Consider the following 16762-nt stretch of genomic DNA (forward strand, 5'->3'; position numbering starts at 1 on the left):
CGTCACTCCGTCTCGGCGATGTAGCGCCCCAGCGCCGCCGCGGCCCTGAGCATGTGGGCGCGCATGCGACGGGCGGCCGTCTCGCCGTCCCCCTCTGCGATGGCCGACAGGATCTCGCCGTGCTCCTCCCGCGAGCGGCGGATCCGGTCGGCGTGGCGGAGCTGCGTGCGCCGGAACGCGGCCAGCCGCTCGCGGATCGCCAGGGCCTGCTCGGCCATGAAGCCGTTGTGCGTCGCCGTGTAGAGTGCCTCGTGGAAGGCGCGGTTGAATCGGTCGTAGGCGTCGACGTCGCCCGCCTCGACCGCCTTGGCGGATTCCTCGTGGAGCTCCATCAGCTCCCCGCGCTCGAGGGGCGTCATCCGGTAGGTGGCCAGCCGGGCGCACATCGCCTCGATCTCGGCGGTCGTCTCGAACATGTCGGCGATCCGCTGCGGCGTCAGGCGCGCCACCACCACGCCCCGCCGGGGCCGGATCTCCACGAGGCCCGAGGCCGCGAGCTGGCGCAGCGCCTCACGGACGGGCGTGCGCGATGCGCCGTAGCGATCGGCGAGGTTCTGCTCGTCGAGGGCCGTACCGGCCGCGATCGTCCCCGACGCGATGGCGTCGGTGAGCGCGTCGCGGATCCGGTCCGAGAGCAGCCCGCTGTCGATCTTCTGGAAGTCGCCGTGCATCCGCCGTTCCTCGATCGTCCCCTGAGCGGCGCCTGCCCGTCCTCGGGAAGACGATGCGGGACCATACCCTAATCCGCGCGTGCGGATCCGCTGTTCGGCCGGGAAGCCGGTGAGCCGACGCGTCAGCCGACCAGGGCCCGCACCGTCAGGAACAGGATCGACGGTCCGACGAGGCAACCGATGCCGGTGTGGAACGTCGCCGTCAGTGCGCCGTAGGGGACGAGCTTCGGATCCGTCGCCGCGAGGCCCCCGGCGACTCCGCTGACCGTACCCATCAGGCCGCCATACGCCATGGCCGAGCGCGGGTTGTCGAGGCCGATCAGCCGGGCGACCAGGGGCGTTCCGACCATCACCATCACCGCCTTGGTCACTCCGGTGGCGATGGACAGCGCCATCACGGTGGAATCCGCGCCGATCGCCGCGCCGGTGACGGGCCCGACGATGTAGGTGATCGCCCCGGCGCCGATCGTCGTGATCGAGACCGCGTCGTGATAGCCGAAAGCCACGGCGGTCAGGGTGCCGACGATGAACGGCAGGATCGTGCCCAGCGCCAGCGCCAGGACACCCAGCAGGCCCGCGCGCCGCGCCTCGATCACGTCCACCTCGAAGGCGGTGGCGACGATGGCGAAGTCGCGCAGCATCGCCCCGCCCATGAGGCCGATCCCGGCGAGCGCCGGGATGTCGGCGAGGCCCTTCTTCCCGCCCGTGTAGAGCCCGCCGACATAGGCGAGCACCAGACCGAGCACGATCGCGATCGCGGAGCCGTGGACCCGGCCGTTGGTCAGGTGCTTGGCGGCGAAGTTCGAGACCAGGATCAGCGCGCCGACCACCGCGAAGGCGGCCACGAGGCTCTGCTCGACGAAGACGTGCTCGATGCCGTGCCAGATGTCGGGTCCCATGGCGATCATCCCTTCCTGGCGATGGGGTCGGCGTCGCCGTCGATCACGGATCCGCCGTGCTCGACGGGGCCGCCGCCGGGATCGCGCCGGCCGATCCGGCTCAGCAGGGCGACCGCGCCGAAGCACAGGACCAGGGAGCCGGTCGCGGCGATCAGCACGATCGGGCCGCCGCTCACGGCGGCGACGACGTTCTGCTGGGCCGCCATGGCGACCACGATCGGGATGTACATCCCCGCCCAGAACTCGACGTCGAACTGAACGCCCTTCGTCAGGCGGCCCCGGCGGGACAGCCACAGGCGCGCGGCGATGAGCAGGATCATGGCGATGCCGACGCCGCCGACATTGGCCTTCACGCCGAGGGCCAGGCCGAGGAGATCGCCGAGATACACGCCGACCAGCGTGCAGGCGGCGAGCAGGGCGACACCGAGGACGATCATCGGCGTTGCCCCTTCCAGGAAGCGGCTCTTCCGGCCGCATCCGACGGCCGTATGGACGCGTGCGACATAGCGCGTTGCCCTCCCGGATCGGCCTCGGGGGCCGTTGGTGAAAGTATGCAAGATATTGACAGGTGCGCAATCCCGTATACGAAACTGTGATAGAGAAGGGTTTGAGAATACCAGATCGCCCGCTATATGACGTTCGGTACACCGGTGGGAGCACGCGGATGGGCGAGTGGCGCGGTGAGAGGCAGGCGCGCGACGCGCGGATCGCGGCGGGGCGCGCCCATGCGGACGGCAAGGTCGTGCCGGCCGGAGCCGTGGTCGACCTCCTGGAGGCCATCCTGCGGCCCGGCGACCGTGTCTGCCTCGAGGGCGACAACCAGAAGCAGGCCGACTGCCTCGCCCGCGGCCTGAGCGCCTGCGATCCCGGGAAGGTCCACGACCTGCACATGGTCCAGTCGGGAATCGTGCTGCCCGAGCACCTCGACGTGTTCGAGACCGGGATCGCGAAGCGGCTCGACTACTCGTATTCGGGCCCGCAGGGCGCCCGCATCGCCAAGATGCTCTACGGCGGCCAGATCGAGCTCGGGGCGGTGCACACCTACCTGGAGCTGTTCGCCCGCTACTTCGTCGACCTGACGCCCAACGTGGCGCTGATCGCCGGCGTCTCGGCCGACCGGAACGGCAACCTGTATACGGGGCCGAACACCGAGGACACGCCGACCGTCGTGGAGGCGACCGCCTTCAAGAACGGCGTCGTGGTCGCGCAGGTCAACGAGATCGTCGACGCGGTCCCGCGAGTCGACATCCCGGGCGACCGGATCGACTTCGTGGTCGAGGCCGACAGGCCCTTCTACGTGGAGCCGCTCTTCACCCGCGACCCGGCGGCGATGACCGAGACGCAGATCCTGATCGCCATGATGGCGATCAAGGGCATCTACGCGGAGTACGGCATCAAGCGGCTCAACCACGGCATCGGGTTCGGCACGGCCGCGATCGAGCTGCTGCTGCCGACCTACGGCGAGAAGCTCGGCCTCAAGGGCAAGATCGCCACGCACTGGGCGCTGAATCCGCACCCGACCCTGATCCCGGCGATCGAGTCCGGATGGGTCAAGCAGGTTCACTGCTTCGGCTCCGAGGTCGGGATGGACCGCTACATCCGCGAGCGGCCGGACGTCTTCTTCACCGGCGCCGACGGGAGCCTGCGCTCGAACCGGGCCTTCTGCCAGACCGCCGGCCTCTACGCCTGCGACATGTTCATCGGCGCGACCCTGCAGATCGACCTGATGGGCCATTCCTCGACCATCACCCAGTCGCGGGTGGCGGGCTTCGGCGGGGCGCCCAACATGGGGTCGGACCCGCACGGACGACGCCACCCCTCCGACGCCTGGATGAAGGCCGGCCGCGAGGGCCAGATCGTCGGCGATCCGGCACTGATGCGCGGGCGCAAGCTCGTCGTGCAGCTCGTCGAGACCTTCGGCGACAAGCTGGTGCCGACCTTCGTGGAGAAGCTCGACGCCCTCGAACTGGCCAAAAAGATCGGCCTCGAGCTGGCGCCGGTCATGATCTATGCGGACGACGTCACTCACATCGTCACCGAGGAAGGCATCGCCAACCTCCTGCTCTGCCGCGACGCCGACGAGCGCGAGCAGGCGATCCGGGGCGTGGCCGGCTACACCGAGGTCGGTCGCGGTCGAGACCGGGCGAAGGTCGAGGAGCTGCGCGCCCGGGGCGTCATCCGACGCCCGGAGGATCTGGGCATCGAGCCGCTCGACGCCGACCGCGCACTGCTCGCCGCGAAGTCGATCAAGGATCTCGTGCACTGGTCCGGCGGGCTCTACGAGCCGCCCGCCCGCTTCCGGAACTGGTAGCGTCGCGCGATGACGTATCCGCACCCGAGGAGCCGGCGATGGAATCCCTGACCTTCCGCCACACCACCAAGAAGCCGCTGGCCGGCTCGGCGCCGAGTGCGATCACCGGCGTCGTCGCCTCCGGCAACCTGGAGATCCTGCTGGAGCGGGTGCTGCCGCCGGATGCCTGCGAGGTGGCCATCGAGACCCCGATCGCCGGCTACGGCGACGTCTGGGAGGCGGTGGTGGCCGATTTCGTTGCCCGGGCGCAGCCGGGCGGCCTCCGCATCAGCATCAACGACGGCGGCGCTCGCCCCGACACCGTGTCGCTGCGCCTGCTCCAGGGCGCGCGGCTGATGGAGGCCTGACCATGGCTGCCGACCGCGCCGCGCGCTTCGATCCGGACGCCCTGAGCTGGTACGAGGCCACCGCCCGCCAGCGCGTGCTGGCGCTCACCGATCCGGGAAGCTTCCGCGAGTTCCTGCCGCCAACCGAGCGGCGGATGAGCCCGCACCTGCCGCTCTTCGACCTGCCCCGCGCCTTCGACGACGGTATCGTGGTCGGGAGCGCGCGCCTCGACGGCGACCCGGTCCTGGTCGCCGCCCAGGAGGGCCGCTTCATGGGCGGCGCCTTCGGCGAGGTGCACGGCGGCAAGCTGGTCGGCCTGCTCCGCGCGGCCCTGGAGCTGAAGCCGAAGGCGGTCCTTATCTTGTTCGACACCGGCGGCGTCCGCCTTCAGGAGGCCAATGCCGGCGAGACGGCCATCGCCGAGACCATGCGGGCCATCGTCGACGTCCGCGCGGCCGGCATCCCGGTCGTCGGGCTGATCGGCGGGCGGGCCGGCTGCTACGGCGGCGGCGGCCTCATCGCCGGCACCTGCTCGCGGCTCGCCGTGTCGGAGAGCGGGCGCATCTCGGTCTCCGGCCCCGAGGTGATCGAGACCAACAAGGGCGCCGAGGAGTTCGATTCCCGCGACCGCGCTCTGGTCTGGCGGACCATGGGTGGCAAGCACCGTCGTCTGATCGGGGGCGCCGACGCCTTCTGCGCCGACACGGTCGCGGCCTTCCGCGCGGCCGCCCGCGACCTCGTCGGCCGAGCGCCGGCCTTCGATCTGGCGACCCTGGACGCCGAGCAGGCGCGCCTGAAGGCCCGGATCGAGCGATTCGGCGATTGCCGCGACGCCACCGAGGTCTGGGCGCGCCTCGGCGTGAACGATCCCGACGCGGTGCCGGCGATGGACACGCCCGCCTTCGACGAGACCGTGGCCCGGAGCCCGGAGGCCGACCATGACGCTCGCTGAGATCCTCGCCTCCCTGTTCCCGCGAGGACACGCGGTGGCGGTGCGCGACGGCCTCGTGACCGGGACCGGCCCCTTCGCGGACGGCCGGATGCACGTGGTCGGCGTCGACGGCGACACGCCCCTGGGCGTCGACGGGGCGCTGGTCCTGTCGCGCGCCGTGCTCGACGCCGTCCGGGTTGGCGACCGCGCGCCGATCCTCGTGGCGGTGGATTCCGACAGCCAGCGCATGAGCCGCCGCGACGAGTTGCTGGGTCTCAACGAGTGCCTCGCGCATCTCGCCAAGGCGCTGCTCCTCGCGGACCGGGCGGGCCATCCGACGATCGGGTTGATCTATGGCCACTCGGCCGCCGGCGCCTTCATCGCCACGGCCCTCGCGACGCGGGTCCTCGCGGCCCTGCCCGGGGCGAACCCGAGCGTGATGGACCTGCCGTCCGTCGCCCGGGTGACCAAGCTGCCGCTCGACACGCTGAAGGACATGGCGAAGTCGACGCCCGTCTTCGCGCCCGGCCTCGACAACATGGTGGCGACCGGCGCCGTCCACGTGGTTCTAAACCCGGACCTGTCCCTGGAGGGCCAGATCCGCGCGGTGATCGATACCCTGCCGGCGGAGGATATCCGCGACCGGCTGGGCGCCGAGCGAGGCGGTCGCCCGGTCGCCCGCACCGTCGCGGCGGCCGTGGCCGACCAAGCCCGTCTTGGCTGAGCCGTTCCGACGCCACGACCTCGTCCGGGTCGATCCGGCGGCCTGGGCGGCGTGGCGCGCGGACCGGCCCGACCTCGGCGCCGTCCCCCATCTCGACGGCTGGGCCGCTGCGGGCCGGCCGCTGATCGTCCGCCGCCGCGTCCCCGGAGAGACCGGCGACGCGGTGCCGCTCGGCCTGCCGCTGCCGCCCGCGGACGGCAAGCGGCGGATCGGGCTAGCGCTGCCGGCATCGGCGCTGGCGCCCGCACCGGTGGTGACCCTCGCCCAGGCCGCCACTCGCGCGCCGGCGGCCTGGGGCCCGAGCCTCGACGCCCTGACGGCGCTCGGCCGGCGGCACGGCCTCGTGCCGCGCCCCTTCGGCAGCCTGCTCTGGCAGGCGGTCACCGGCCTAACCTACCTGAGCGCCAGCTCCGATCTCGACCTGCTCTGGCCGTGCCCACCACCGGTGCCGGTCAACCTTCTCGACGGCATCGCCGCCGCGGCGGAGACGGCGCCGATGGGCATCGACGGCGAGATCCAGTTGCCGGACGGCGCCGACCTGCACTGGCGCGAGCTGCGCGACGCGCCGGAGGACGGCTCGGTGCTCGCCAAGAGCCTGGACCGGCTGGTCCTGCGGCCGGTCGCGGGCCTGAGGGGCGCGCCCCCGGCATGACCCTCGCGATCCTCCTCTCCGGCCAGGGCGGCCAGCACCCGGCGATGTTCGACCTGACGGCCGATCATCCAGCCGCCCAGGACGTGTTCGCGGCCGCCAGACCGCTCCTCGACGGCGCCGACCCGCGCGACCTGGCGCGCGCCGGCGGCGACACCCTGACCGCCAATCGGACCGGCCAGATCCTGTGCTGCGTCGCCGCCCTGGCGGCGTGGCGGGCCCTGGTCGGGGCGATGCCGGACCGGTCGATCGTGGCCGGGTACAGCATCGGCGATCTCGCCGCCTGGGGCGTGGCCGGACGCCTCGATCCTGCGGACGTCCTCGCCCTGGCCGCGCGGCGCGCGGAGGCCATGGATGCCGCCTCCGGCGCGGGGTTCGGGCTGGCGGGCGTCCGCGGCCTGAGCCTCGACAGGCTCGCGGATCTCGCGGCGCGCCACGGCTGTCACCTCGCCATCCGCAACGCGGCCGACAGCGGCGTCGTCGGCGGTCCGCGCGCGGCGCTGGAGGTGCTGTGCCGGGAGGCGACCGGCGCGGGCGCGCAGCGCGCCGTGGTCCTGCCCGTTCACACGCCGTCGCACACGCCCCTGCTCGACGCCGCGACGGTCGCATTCCGGGACGCGCTCGCCGCGGTGCCGCCGCGCCGCCCGCCGCCCGGAGCGCCCCGGCTGCTCAGCGGGCTGGACGGGAGCACGGTGTTTCGGGATGCCGAGGGTCGCGGGAAGCTGGCCCTCCAGATCTCGCGCACGATCGACTGGGCCGCCTGCCTGGAGGCGTGCCGCGAGTACGGCGCGGACCGCGTCCTCGAGCTCGGGCCGGGCCACGCCCTCGCCACCATGGCCCGGGCCGCCCTCCCGGCGGCGCGCGTCCACGCCGTCGAGGAATTCCGCTCGCTCGACGGCGTGGCGGACTGGCTCGCGCGACCTTAGCCGTGCCGCACTGGGGTCGCATGACCATTGCAGATGGCTGTCGAGTTGCGACGCTAGTCTGGCGATGTGCCGCTCCGGCTCCGCTTGCTTGGCGCAATACTGATGTCGACACATCGCCTTGACGCGCGGCCCGTTGCGGTCGTAGCAGCCGGGCATCTTCGGGACGGGACGGGTTCATGACGGCCAAGCGAGCGCTGATCACGGGTGTGACGGGCCAGGACGGCGCGTATCTGGCGCAGCTGCTCCTGCAGAAGGGCTACGCCGTCACCGGCATCGTGCGGCGCTCCAGCCACGCCGGAGTCTTCGACCACCGGTTGAAGTGGCTCGGCATCACCGACGACGTCGAGCTGGTCGACGGCAACCTGCTCGACCAGTCCGCCCTGCTGCGCATCGTCCAGGCCACGAAGCCCGACGAGATCTACAACCTCGCCGCCCAGTCGTTCGTGACCTCGTCCTGGCAGCAGCCGCTGCTCACCGGGCAGGTGACCGGCCTCGGCGCGGTGCACATGCTGGAATGCCTGCGCTCGGCGGCGCCCCAGGCGCGCTACTACCAGGCCTCGACCTCGGAGATGTTCGGCCTGATCCAGGAGGCCAAGCAGAGCGAGTCGACGCCGTTCTACCCGCGTTCGCCCTACGGCGTGGCCAAGCTGTACGCGCACTGGATGACCATCAACTACCGCGAGAGCTTCGGGCTGCACGCGTCGAACGGCATCCTGTTCAACCACGAGAGCCCGCTGCGCGGCGTCGAGTTCGTCACCCGCAAGGTCACCGACGCGGTGGCGCGGATCAAGCTCGGGAAGCAGAAGGAGCTGCGGTTGGGCAACATCGACGCCAAGCGCGACTGGGGCCACGCCCGGGACTACGTGCAGGCGATGTGGCTGATGCTGCAGCAGGACCGCCCGGACGATTACGTGATCGCCACCGGCCGGACCACGACCGTGCGGGACATGTGCGAGATCGCGTTCAAGCATGTCGGCCTGAAGGTGGACGACCACCTGATCGTCGACCCGGCGCTGTTCCGGCCGGCGGAGGTCGAGGTGCTGCTGGGCAACCCCGCCAAGGCCAAGGCGACGTTCGGCTGGGAGGCCGAGACCAGCCTCGAGGCGCTGATCACCGAGATGGTCGACGCCGACATCAAGCGCCTCAGCGCCAACGCCTGAGCCGTCGGGCTCGCCGCGAGCGGGCTCCGGATCCATATGGCGCGCATCCCCGGACGGAGAGGCGCGCCGTGAAGACCTACCAGCTCTACATCGACGGCCAGTCCGTCGATCCGGTCGAGGGCTCGTGGTTCGAGTCCATCGACCCCTATCGCGGCGAGCCCTGGGCGCGGATCCCGCGCGCTGGGCGCGCCGACGTCGACCGGGCGGTAGCCGCGGCCAAGCGCGCCATGTGGGACGGACCCTGGGCGATCATGACGGCCTCGGCCCGCGGCAAGGTCCTGCGCCGGATCGGCGATCTCGTCGAGCGCGAGGCCAAGGCGCTGGCCGAGATCGAGGTCCGCGACAACGGCAAGCTCTTCGCCGAGATGTACGGCCAGACCCGCTACCAGCCGGAATGGTGGTGGTACTACGCGGGGCTCGCCGACAAGGTCGAGGGCGCGCAGGTGCCGATCGACAAGCCCGAGACCTTCGCGTTCACCCGGCACGAGCCCGTAGGCGTGGTCGGGGCGCTGACGGCGTGGAACTCGCCGCTCCTGTTCGTCGCCTGGAAATGCGCGCCCGCGCTCGCGGCGGGCTGCGCGGTCGTGGTGAAGCCGTCCGAGTTCGCCTCCGCGAGCACGCTGGAATTCGCCCGCCTGACCAAGGAGGCCGGGCTGCCCGACGGCATGTTCAACGTCGTCACCGGCTACGGCGGCGAGGCCGGCACCGCCATCGTCGAGCATCCCGACGTCGCCAAGATCACCTTCACGGGCTCGGACGTCACCGGCGCGAAAGTCTACGAGGCCGCCGCCCGGCAGATCAAGCGCGTCTCCCTGGAGCTAGGCGGGAAATCGCCCAACATCGTCTTCGCCGATGCCGACCTGAAGGCCGCCGCCGCGGGGGCGATCTCGGGCATCTTCGCGGCCACCGGGCAGACCTGCATCGCCGGCTCGCGCCTGCTGGTGCAGAACAGCATCCGCCAGGAATTCACCGAGCGCCTGATCGAGCTGGCCCGCACCGCCAAGCTCGGCGACCCGATGCAGGCCGACACCAATATCGGGCCGATCACCACGCCGCCCCAGTACACGAAGGTGCTCGACTACATCGCGCTCGCCAAGAGCGAGGGCGCGCGCTGCGTCTTCGGCGGCAACCCCGCCTCCGGACCCGGCGTGCTCGGCGGCCAGTTCGTCGAGCCGACGATCTTCACGGGCGTCACCAACGACATGCGCATCGCCCAGGAGGAGGTGTTCGGCCCGGTGCTGTCGATCATCGGCTTCGAGGACGAGGCCGAGGCGCTGAGGGTCGGCAACGACGTGATCTACGGGCTCGCGGCGGGTGTCTGGACCCAGGATATCGGCCGCGCGATGCGCATGTCGAAGGGTCTGCGGGCCGGCACCGTCTGGGTGAACACTTACCGGGCGGTGAGCTACATGATGCCGTTCGGCGGCATGAAGCGCTCGGGCATCGGCCGCGAGAGCGGCATCGAGTCGATCCGCGAGTACCTGGAGACCAAGAGCGTCTGGATCTCCACGAGCCGCGACGCCCCGGAGAACCCCTTCGTCATGCGCTGAGCCCGCGGGCCGCGCCGCGATCCGTGGCGGCGCGGTCCCTAATCCGGGGTCGATTGGGCGCGGTCCGGTGGCAGCGCGAGGGATGCCAGGACGAAGCCCATGAAGAAGAGGAAGTACTGGTTGACCGACAGTTCCTCGAACATGAGCGACGGGATCAGGAACACCGCGCTGTAGGTCAGGAACGGCCCGAAGGCGGCGGGCGCCAGCAGGATCCGCCCGAGGCCGGCGACGAGCAGCAGCGCCGCGGCGATGCCGCTCTGGAGTGCCAGCGACACGAAGCCGTTGTGTGGTGTCACGAGCCCGGTCAGGGCCTGCAGCTCCTCCCGGCGGGCGACCTCGCCGACGCCGAACGGGTACTCGAGGACCAGCTGGAGCGCGGTCACGCCGGACAGGAACCGCTCGTCGAAATTGCCCGTGACGTTGTGGTCCTCGGCGAAGCGCCGCTCGATCGCCTGGGACAGCGTCCCCGGCAGCGGGATCTCCCCCGTCACCGCCCAGGCCACGAGCAGGACGCCCAGGACGCCGAGCGCGGCCAGCACCGCGGGCGCCTTGAGGTTCCGCCGCATCAGCAGGCCGAGGAACAGGATCGGCATGAACAGGCCGGCGCGGTTGTTGGTGAACGGGAAGCTCGCCAGGAGGGCCGCGAAGTAGGCGAGATAGACGATCTTCAGGCGATAGCGCAGGCTGAGCAGCAGGGCCGCGGCCCCGGCCAGGGCGAAGACGTGGCCGGTCTCGTTGCCGGAGGCCCAGAGGCCGCCCTGCTTGTCCTGCACGAACAGCTTCAGCTCCTCGTCGAGCCCGTCCGTGGGAACGGCGAGTCCGAACCGGTCGAGCGGCATGCCGGAGGCGGCGAGCAGCAGGACCGCGAGGGAGGCGAGCATTCCGGCGAGCAGGCCGACGCAGAATGCGTCCTCGACGCGCCGGTCGCGGAACATCACCAGCAGGATGAACGCCTGGACCACGTAGAGCAGCAGGACGAGGGTCAGGTAGACGTCGCCCGCCTGCTTGTGGGCCTTCAGCACCAACGAGGCCGCGATCAGCGCCAGGATGCCGGCGAGGGGCGCGGCCTGCCGCAGTGCCTCCGCGACGACGGCGCGGCGCAACCCGAGCCAGGGGATGAGCAGGAACGGCAGCAGGTCGGACAGGCGCTGGAACGGCAGCCCGAAGGTCGAGGTCAGGACGTTGAAGTTCAGGGCGGCGCCGAGCAGGAACACGGCGACGCGGTCCGCGAGGAGGGACGCGGCCGGCGCACGCGTCTCGATCGGCAACGCCTGTCCCGCCATCACCCTGCACCGTCCCCGCGCATCGGCCGCCGATGAACGCTCCGCCGGCCGCGGCCTCTAGCGGGCAGTGTCGCCCACAAAGGTTGGCGGAGGGTGCAGATCAGGCGGGGCGTCTCAGGACCAGGCCGACGGCCGTGCGGAGCGTGCCGCGCATGAAGATCCAGGCGAGGCCCAGATAGGCCGCGATCCCGATTCCGACCGCCGCGAACAGGCCGACCCGGTCCCCGAGGGCGGCGTGGATCGGCCCCTGGACGAGCAGCACCAGCCCGGCCATCGCGCCGGCGCAGAGCGTGATCGGCGCGAGGAGCCGCACGAGCCGCCCGTTCGTGACCGGGACGACGCGCCCGACGCTGGCGACGATCGCGGGCGTGAACAGGTAGGCCCGCACCACGTGCCCGGCGACCAGTGCGGCGAGGCCGAAGGGCGCGGTGACGAGGGCCGCCGCGGCGCCGAGGCCGAACTGCGCGCCGGCGAGCCGCAGGGCCGTGCCGTTGCGGCCCAGGGCCGTGAAGATCATCCACAGCATCGAGGTGGCGACGAATTCCGGGGCGAGGAGCGCGAGCGTCCGCAGCACCGGCGCCGCGTCGTGCCACTGGTCGCCGAACAGGAACGGGATGAGGGTCGGGGCGACGGCCGCCATGCCGAAGAAGGCGGGCACGGCCAGGAAGGCCGAGGCCTCGGTGAATCCGTGGAAGGCCGCGGCCAGCTCGCCCGGACGGTCCTGGAGGCGCGCGTAGGTGGTCAGCCCGACCGTGGTCAGCGGGATGACCGCGACCTGGCTCACGAGGTCGATGCAGCGCCACGCGAGGCGCAGGTAGCCGACATCGGTGGCGGACAGGAAGTAGGCCGCGATGACTTCCTGGCTCCGGATCGAGGCGACGAGCAGCAGATAGGTGCAGAACAGCCGCGAGCCGAACGCGATCTGCTCGCGCACGGAGGCGAGATGCAGCCGCAGCGGCGGAATCCAGCGGGCCGCCGCCCAGGTCAGGAGCGTGGTCGCGGTCGCGGCGACGAGCCGCTGCACCACCAGGCTCCAGACGCCGTAGCCGTCGAGGGCCAGCACGAGGGCCGCGGCGCCGCCGAGCACGTTGGCGCCGAGCGCCCGCAGGGCGAGCTTGCGGAACCCGAAGCTCCGCTGGAGCCGCGCTTCGTGGATCGCACCCGCTGCGGTGATGACGAAACAGGCGGAGAGCGCGCACAGGACCGGCCGCAGCGCTGGCAGGTCGAAGATCCAGGCGATCGGGCCGGCCAGGGCCACGAGGCCCACGGCGCACAGGACACCCGTGGCGAGCATCACCCAGAAGGCGGTGGCGGCGAAGTCCTCGTCGAGGTCGGCGCGCTGGACCACCGCGTCGGGCAGGCCGCAGCGCGCGACGATCTGCAGGATGTCGATGAAGACCGCGGCGATCGCCACCATCCCGAACTCGGCGGGCCCGATGAGGCGGGCGAGCACGAGGAACACCCCGAAGCTGAGGACCACGTTGCCGACCGAGGCCACCGCCACCCAGCGCGCGGCGTCGAACGAGCGCCGCGTCACCGCGGCGCCGGAGGCGAGCCCCGGCTCCTCCTCGGCGGCGGCCGCCTCCGACAGGACCGGCGCGGCGGCGCTCACGGGCGGCTCGCCCGACGCTCGGCAACGAGTTCGGCGTAGAGATCGAGGTACTTCTCGGCGACGCGCTCCGAGGTCGATTCGCGGATGACGTGCTGGAAGGCGCGCTCGTCCGGCAGGTCACCGCGGCCGCGGGCGATCACGGTCCGCAGCCGTGCGGCGAGGTCGGCGTCGTCGCCCGGCGTGAACAGCCAGTCGGCATTGTCCTCGCCGATCAGCTCGGGGATGCCGCCCGAGCCCGCCCCGATCACCGGAACGCCCATCGTGTAGGCCTCGTAGATCGTCCGCGGCGACGGCTCGGCCCAGAACGACGGGACGATGAGCACGTCGATCGCGCTGAGGAACTCGGCGGGTTTCGCCCAGCCGACGAAGTCGATGGGCAGGCCCTCGGCCTGCGCCTTGAACCGCTCGATCGAGTCGTCCATCGCGTGGCCGGCGACGAGGCAGCGCCAATCGCCGGGACCGATCCGCCGGAAGGCGTCGATCATCGTGCCGACCCCCTTCTCGTTGTTGATCCGGCCGAGATAGCCGAAGGTCATCGGCTGGCCGGTCCGGTCGATCCGGCGCCTGGCCTCCGGGTCGCCCTCTGGGACGGTGCAGGAATAGAAGATCACCCGGCGCCGCTCGGGCGCGAGATGCGCGAACAACCCGTGGCCGACATGGGTCTTGAGGATCTCGGTCCCGACGCTGACGACCGCGTCCACCGACCGGTTCGTGATCTGCTTGGCGGCGTTGACCACCTTGCAGCCCAGGTGCCAGCGGTCGCACGGCTTGCCGTCCCTGAACATCGCGGCGTTGCCGCAGATCAGGTCGTACTCGCAGACCGTGTGGACGATCGGGATCCCGCGCTTGGCCGCCTCGCGCCAGACGAGAGTCGAGACGTCGAGCAGCGAGTGCGTGTTCACGATGTCGGGCCGGAAATCGTCGAGGACGCGGCCGAACTCGGCCGCGACGGCGAAATTCCACTGCTGCTTGAGCTTCGCCCAGGCGCGGCCGAAGCGGCTCGCCTGGGGCCAGTCCTCGAGCCAGAAATCGTTGTGGTGGGCCATGCGGTAGACGGTGACGCCGCCCCGCACGCTCTTGGGCTCGGGCTCCCGGGCGATGCAGGCCGCCGCCACCGTGTGGCCGGCCGCGACGAGTTCCTCGGCGAGGTGCTCCACCGAGCGCTCGGCGCCGCCCACGATGTAGGGCGGGTAGAGGGCGCTGAGATGCAGGATCCGCAGGGGGCCGGTCACCGCGCGCGCGGCCGCCTGATCCCTCGGGCGGTCCCGGTCCTGGGCGCGGGGTTCCTCCGAGAGGACCCGGGCGTAGCTCGACGACAGGGTGGGGGTCATCATGAACGGCACTCGCTGAGGTGCGGGCGCTCCGCGCGGGCGGAAGGCTCGGGAAGCGGTTCGATGGAGGCCGCGTCGCGGGTCGCGGCGTAGAGATCGAGATAGGCGGTCGCCACAGCGACCGGATCGGTGCCGGCGCGGATGCGTGCGGCGCGGGCGAGCCCCTCGGCGAGACGGGCCGGCTCCGCGATGATCCGGGCCATCGCGGCGGCGAGCGCCGGCGCGTCGCCGGGCGGGACCAGCCAGGGGCCGGACCCGACCTGCTCGCCGATGCCGCCGGTCGCGGTGCCGATCACCGGGACGCCGCGCCCGTAGGCCTCTGCCACCGTCCGGCCGAAGGGCTCGGGCCAGATCGGCGGGACCACGAGGCAGTCGAGATCGTCGAGGAAGGCGTCGCGCTCCGCGTAGCCCGGGAAGGTGACGGGCAGGCCCTCGGCCAGGGCACGGTAGCGGTCCAGCCCGTCCACGGCACGGCCCGCGACGGCGAGGTGCCAGCCGGTTTCCGGCAGGCGCCGGCAGGCCTCGAGGAGGACGTCGAGGCCCTTTGCGCCCTCGATCCGGCCCAGATAGCCGAACCGGACCGGCGCGCCGGGCGCCCGCTTCGCCCGCGTCACCGGCGAGCCGGGCGGGATGGGGTTCCAGATCACCCGGCGCAGCGACGGCGGCACATGAGCGAAGAGGCCGGCGGCGAGGTGGCGGTCGAGGATGTCCGAGCCCACGGCGGCGACTGCCGTCACGGCGCGCTGGCAGCGCCGGTGCGGCGCGGCGTAGAGGCGGCACTTGAGATGCTGCCGGGCGCAGGGACGCCCGTGGCGCACCATCGCGCCGTTGGTGCAGAGGCTGGTGAAGTCGTGCAGCGTGTGCACGACCGGCACCCGGAGCCGCCGGAGCATCGGCCAGAGCGCCGGCGGTAGCTCGGAGATGGAATGCGTGTTCACGAGGTCGGGGGCGTAGTCCCGGACCGCCCGCTCCATCCGGTCGACGGCGTGGCGGTTCCACTGCGCCGCGACCTTGTAGCGGAGGCGCTCGACCCGCCCGCGCTGCGGCCAATCGAGGATGTGGAACGGCGTCCCGTAGCCGATCCGGTAAACCGTGACGCCGTCCTGCAGGACCGGTCCGCCCTCGGTCCGCGCCGCGCAGGCAACGGCGACGCTGTGGCCGAGATCCGCCTGGGTCCGGGCGAGCGTCTCGACCATCAGTTCGGCGCCGCCGACCTGCTCGGGTGCGTAGAGGGAGCTAAGGTGCAGGATGCGCATGCGGCACCTCCCGGGCGGAACGCGCCGCCGCGCCGTCTTGAAGCGCGTCGAGCAGCAGTGTCTCGTAGCGGCGGGCGGTCTCGGCCCAGTCGTAGCGCCGGACATTGTCGCGGCCGCGGGCGATCAGCGTGTCCCTGAGATTGGGCTCGTCCAGCAGGCGGCGCAGGCACTCGGTCAGCGCCGCCGCGTCGGCGGGATCGAAGGTGAGGGCGCCGGCTCCCGCGATCTCGGGCGTCGCGGAGCGGTCCGAGCAGATCACGGGACAGTCAAGGGCCTGCGCCTCCAGAACGGGCAGGCAGAATCCCTCGGCGAAGGACGGGACGCACAGGCACAGCGCGCCGCGATAGAGGGCCGCCAGCCTGTCGTCGCCGATGCCCGACAGGCGGGTCAGGGGGATCGGCGCGTCGCCGATTGCGGCGGCGACGGCCTCGTCGGAATCCTCGCCGACGTGGACGATCCCGATCCCCGGCCTCCCGAGCGCGACCACGGCGCGCGCAAGGGTCGCGAAGTTCTTGTTGTAGAGGGCGTTGCCGACGGCCAGCACGTACGGCCCCGCCGGGACTTCGGCGACGGAACAAGCCACTGATGGGTCCAGCATGGCCGCGGACGGCACGGTGCGCGTCCGGCCGCGGAGCCGCGGGTAATGGTACTCCAGATCGCGCCGTGTCGCGTCCGAGACGGCGATTACCCGGGCGCTGTTGCCGAGGACCAGGCGGAAGATCGGGTCGGTGGTCAGGGCCTCGCGGGAGCGGACGCGCTCGGGCAGCGTGCGGAAATACAGGTCGTGCACCACGCTGACGCGGACGCGGCCGCCGAAGGCCGCCCCGTACGGGTCGATGTTCAGCACGACGTCGATGGCGCGGGCGCGGCACAGCCGCGGGACGGCGAGGCACTGGCGCAGGACGTCGAGCAGCATGATCCGCGGCCGCGGCACCGTCACGACCTCGACGCGGTCGCGGATCGACGCCGGCAGCTGGTCGCGGCGCCACGGGGAGCGGAGCACCACCGCGAAGGTGCCGCGCGCGACCAGGCCGGCGATCACCCGGAAGGCGACGAGCGCGACGCCCGACGGCCGACCGGCATGCTGGCTCGGCATGTTGACGAGGACGCGCGGCATGGCGGGTCTGGCGGC

The 16762-nt window shown here is 71.9% G+C and carries 16 protein-coding genes; 8 read left to right on the forward strand and 8 right to left on the reverse strand.

The genetic code is table 11. The features are described from left to right. Positions 1-2 precede the first annotated feature (2 nt). The 3 genes from H288_RS0105220 to madL all read right to left on the reverse strand — a co-directional run bounded on the left by H288_RS0105220 (position 3) and on the right by madL (position 2007). Positions 3-671 carry a GntR family transcriptional regulator gene (locus H288_RS0105220; protein WP_020091534.1) on the reverse strand — a complete coding sequence of 223 codons (669 nt, stop codon included), beginning with the start codon at positions 669-671 and terminating at the stop codon, positions 3-5. Positions 672-793: 122 nt separating this feature from the next. Beyond that, a complete protein-coding gene (gene madM / locus H288_RS0105225; RefSeq protein WP_026604683.1) occupies positions 794-1558 on the reverse strand; it encodes a malonate transporter subunit MadM in 765 nt (254 codons plus the stop codon). Between the two features lie 17 nt (positions 1559-1575). Beyond that, positions 1576-2007, reverse strand: a complete 432-nt coding sequence (gene madL, locus H288_RS0105230; protein WP_020091536.1) for a malonate transporter subunit MadL — start codon at positions 2005-2007, stop codon at positions 1576-1578. Between the two features lie 227 nt (positions 2008-2234). Here madL and mdcA point away from each other — a divergent pair, with 227 nt between their 5' ends. The 8 genes from mdcA (at position 2235) to H288_RS0105270 (ending at position 10148) form a co-directional block, all read left to right on the forward strand. Beyond that, positions 2235-3881 (forward strand): malonate decarboxylase subunit alpha, encoded by a 1647-nt coding sequence (gene mdcA, locus H288_RS0105235; RefSeq protein WP_020091537.1) that lies wholly within the window; start codon positions 2235-2237, stop codon positions 3879-3881. Between the two features lie 38 nt (positions 3882-3919). Beyond that, positions 3920-4228 (forward strand): malonate decarboxylase acyl carrier protein, encoded by a 309-nt coding sequence (gene mdcC / locus H288_RS0105240; RefSeq protein WP_020091538.1) that lies wholly within the window; start codon positions 3920-3922, stop codon positions 4226-4228. Positions 4229-4230: 2 nt separating this feature from the next. Next, positions 4231-5160, forward strand: a complete 930-nt coding sequence (locus tag H288_RS0105245) for a biotin-independent malonate decarboxylase subunit beta (protein ID WP_020091539.1) — start codon at positions 4231-4233, stop codon at positions 5158-5160. Further along, entirely contained in the window at positions 5147-5863 is a 717-nt protein-coding gene (gene mdcE, locus H288_RS0105250) for a biotin-independent malonate decarboxylase subunit gamma (protein WP_020091540.1), read from the forward strand. Before H288_RS0105245 ends, mdcE begins: the two co-directional genes overlap by 14 nt. Beyond that, the gene (gene mdcG / locus H288_RS0105255) at positions 5856-6515 is read left to right on the forward strand and encodes a malonate decarboxylase holo-[acyl-carrier-protein] synthase (protein ID WP_020091541.1); all 660 of its coding nucleotides are present in this window, start codon (positions 5856-5858) and stop codon (positions 6513-6515) included. The genes mdcE and mdcG overlap by 8 nt, the downstream gene beginning before the upstream one ends. Next, positions 6512-7438 (forward strand): acyltransferase domain-containing protein, encoded by a 927-nt coding sequence (locus H288_RS0105260; RefSeq protein WP_020091542.1) that lies wholly within the window; start codon positions 6512-6514, stop codon positions 7436-7438. The genes mdcG and H288_RS0105260 overlap by 4 nt, the downstream gene beginning before the upstream one ends. 176 nt (positions 7439-7614) lie before the next feature. After that, positions 7615-8598: a GDP-mannose 4,6-dehydratase gene (gene gmd, locus H288_RS0105265; protein WP_020091543.1), complete on the forward strand. Its 984-nt coding sequence runs from the start codon at positions 7615-7617 to the stop codon at positions 8596-8598. A gap of 68 nt (positions 8599-8666) precedes the next feature. Next, positions 8667-10148 (forward strand): aldehyde dehydrogenase, encoded by a 1482-nt coding sequence (locus tag H288_RS0105270; RefSeq protein WP_020091544.1) that lies wholly within the window; start codon positions 8667-8669, stop codon positions 10146-10148. 38 nt (positions 10149-10186) lie between these two features. Here H288_RS0105270 and H288_RS0105275 read toward each other — a convergent pair whose 3' ends face one another. The 5 genes from H288_RS0105275 to H288_RS0105295 all read right to left on the reverse strand — a co-directional run bounded on the left by H288_RS0105275 (position 10187) and on the right by H288_RS0105295 (position 16747). Beyond that, the gene (locus H288_RS0105275; RefSeq protein WP_020091545.1) at positions 10187-11431 is read right to left on the reverse strand and encodes an O-antigen ligase family protein; all 1245 of its coding nucleotides are present in this window, start codon (positions 11429-11431) and stop codon (positions 10187-10189) included. 100 nt (positions 11432-11531) lie between these two features. Further along, positions 11532-13043: a lipopolysaccharide biosynthesis protein gene (locus H288_RS0105280; RefSeq protein ID WP_020091546.1), complete on the reverse strand. Its 1512-nt coding sequence runs from the start codon at positions 13041-13043 to the stop codon at positions 11532-11534. Further along, complete coding sequence (locus H288_RS0105285) at positions 13040-14263, reverse strand: glycosyltransferase family 4 protein (protein ID WP_026604684.1); 1224 nt, start codon at positions 14261-14263, stop codon at positions 13040-13042. Before H288_RS0105285 ends, H288_RS0105280 begins: the two co-directional genes overlap by 4 nt. 110 nt (positions 14264-14373) lie before the next feature. Next, positions 14374-15630 (reverse strand): glycosyltransferase family 4 protein, encoded by a 1257-nt coding sequence (locus tag H288_RS0105290; protein WP_020091548.1) that lies wholly within the window; start codon positions 15628-15630, stop codon positions 14374-14376. Continuing rightward, complete coding sequence (locus tag H288_RS0105295) at positions 15611-16747, reverse strand: glycosyltransferase family 1 protein (protein WP_020091549.1); 1137 nt, start codon at positions 16745-16747, stop codon at positions 15611-15613. Before H288_RS0105295 ends, H288_RS0105290 begins: the two co-directional genes overlap by 20 nt. Between the last annotated feature and the right edge of the window lie 15 nt (positions 16748-16762).

Source organism: Methylobacterium sp. 285MFTsu5.1 (assembly GCF_000383455.1).
Classification (GTDB): Bacteria; Pseudomonadota; Alphaproteobacteria; order Rhizobiales; family Beijerinckiaceae; genus Methylobacterium.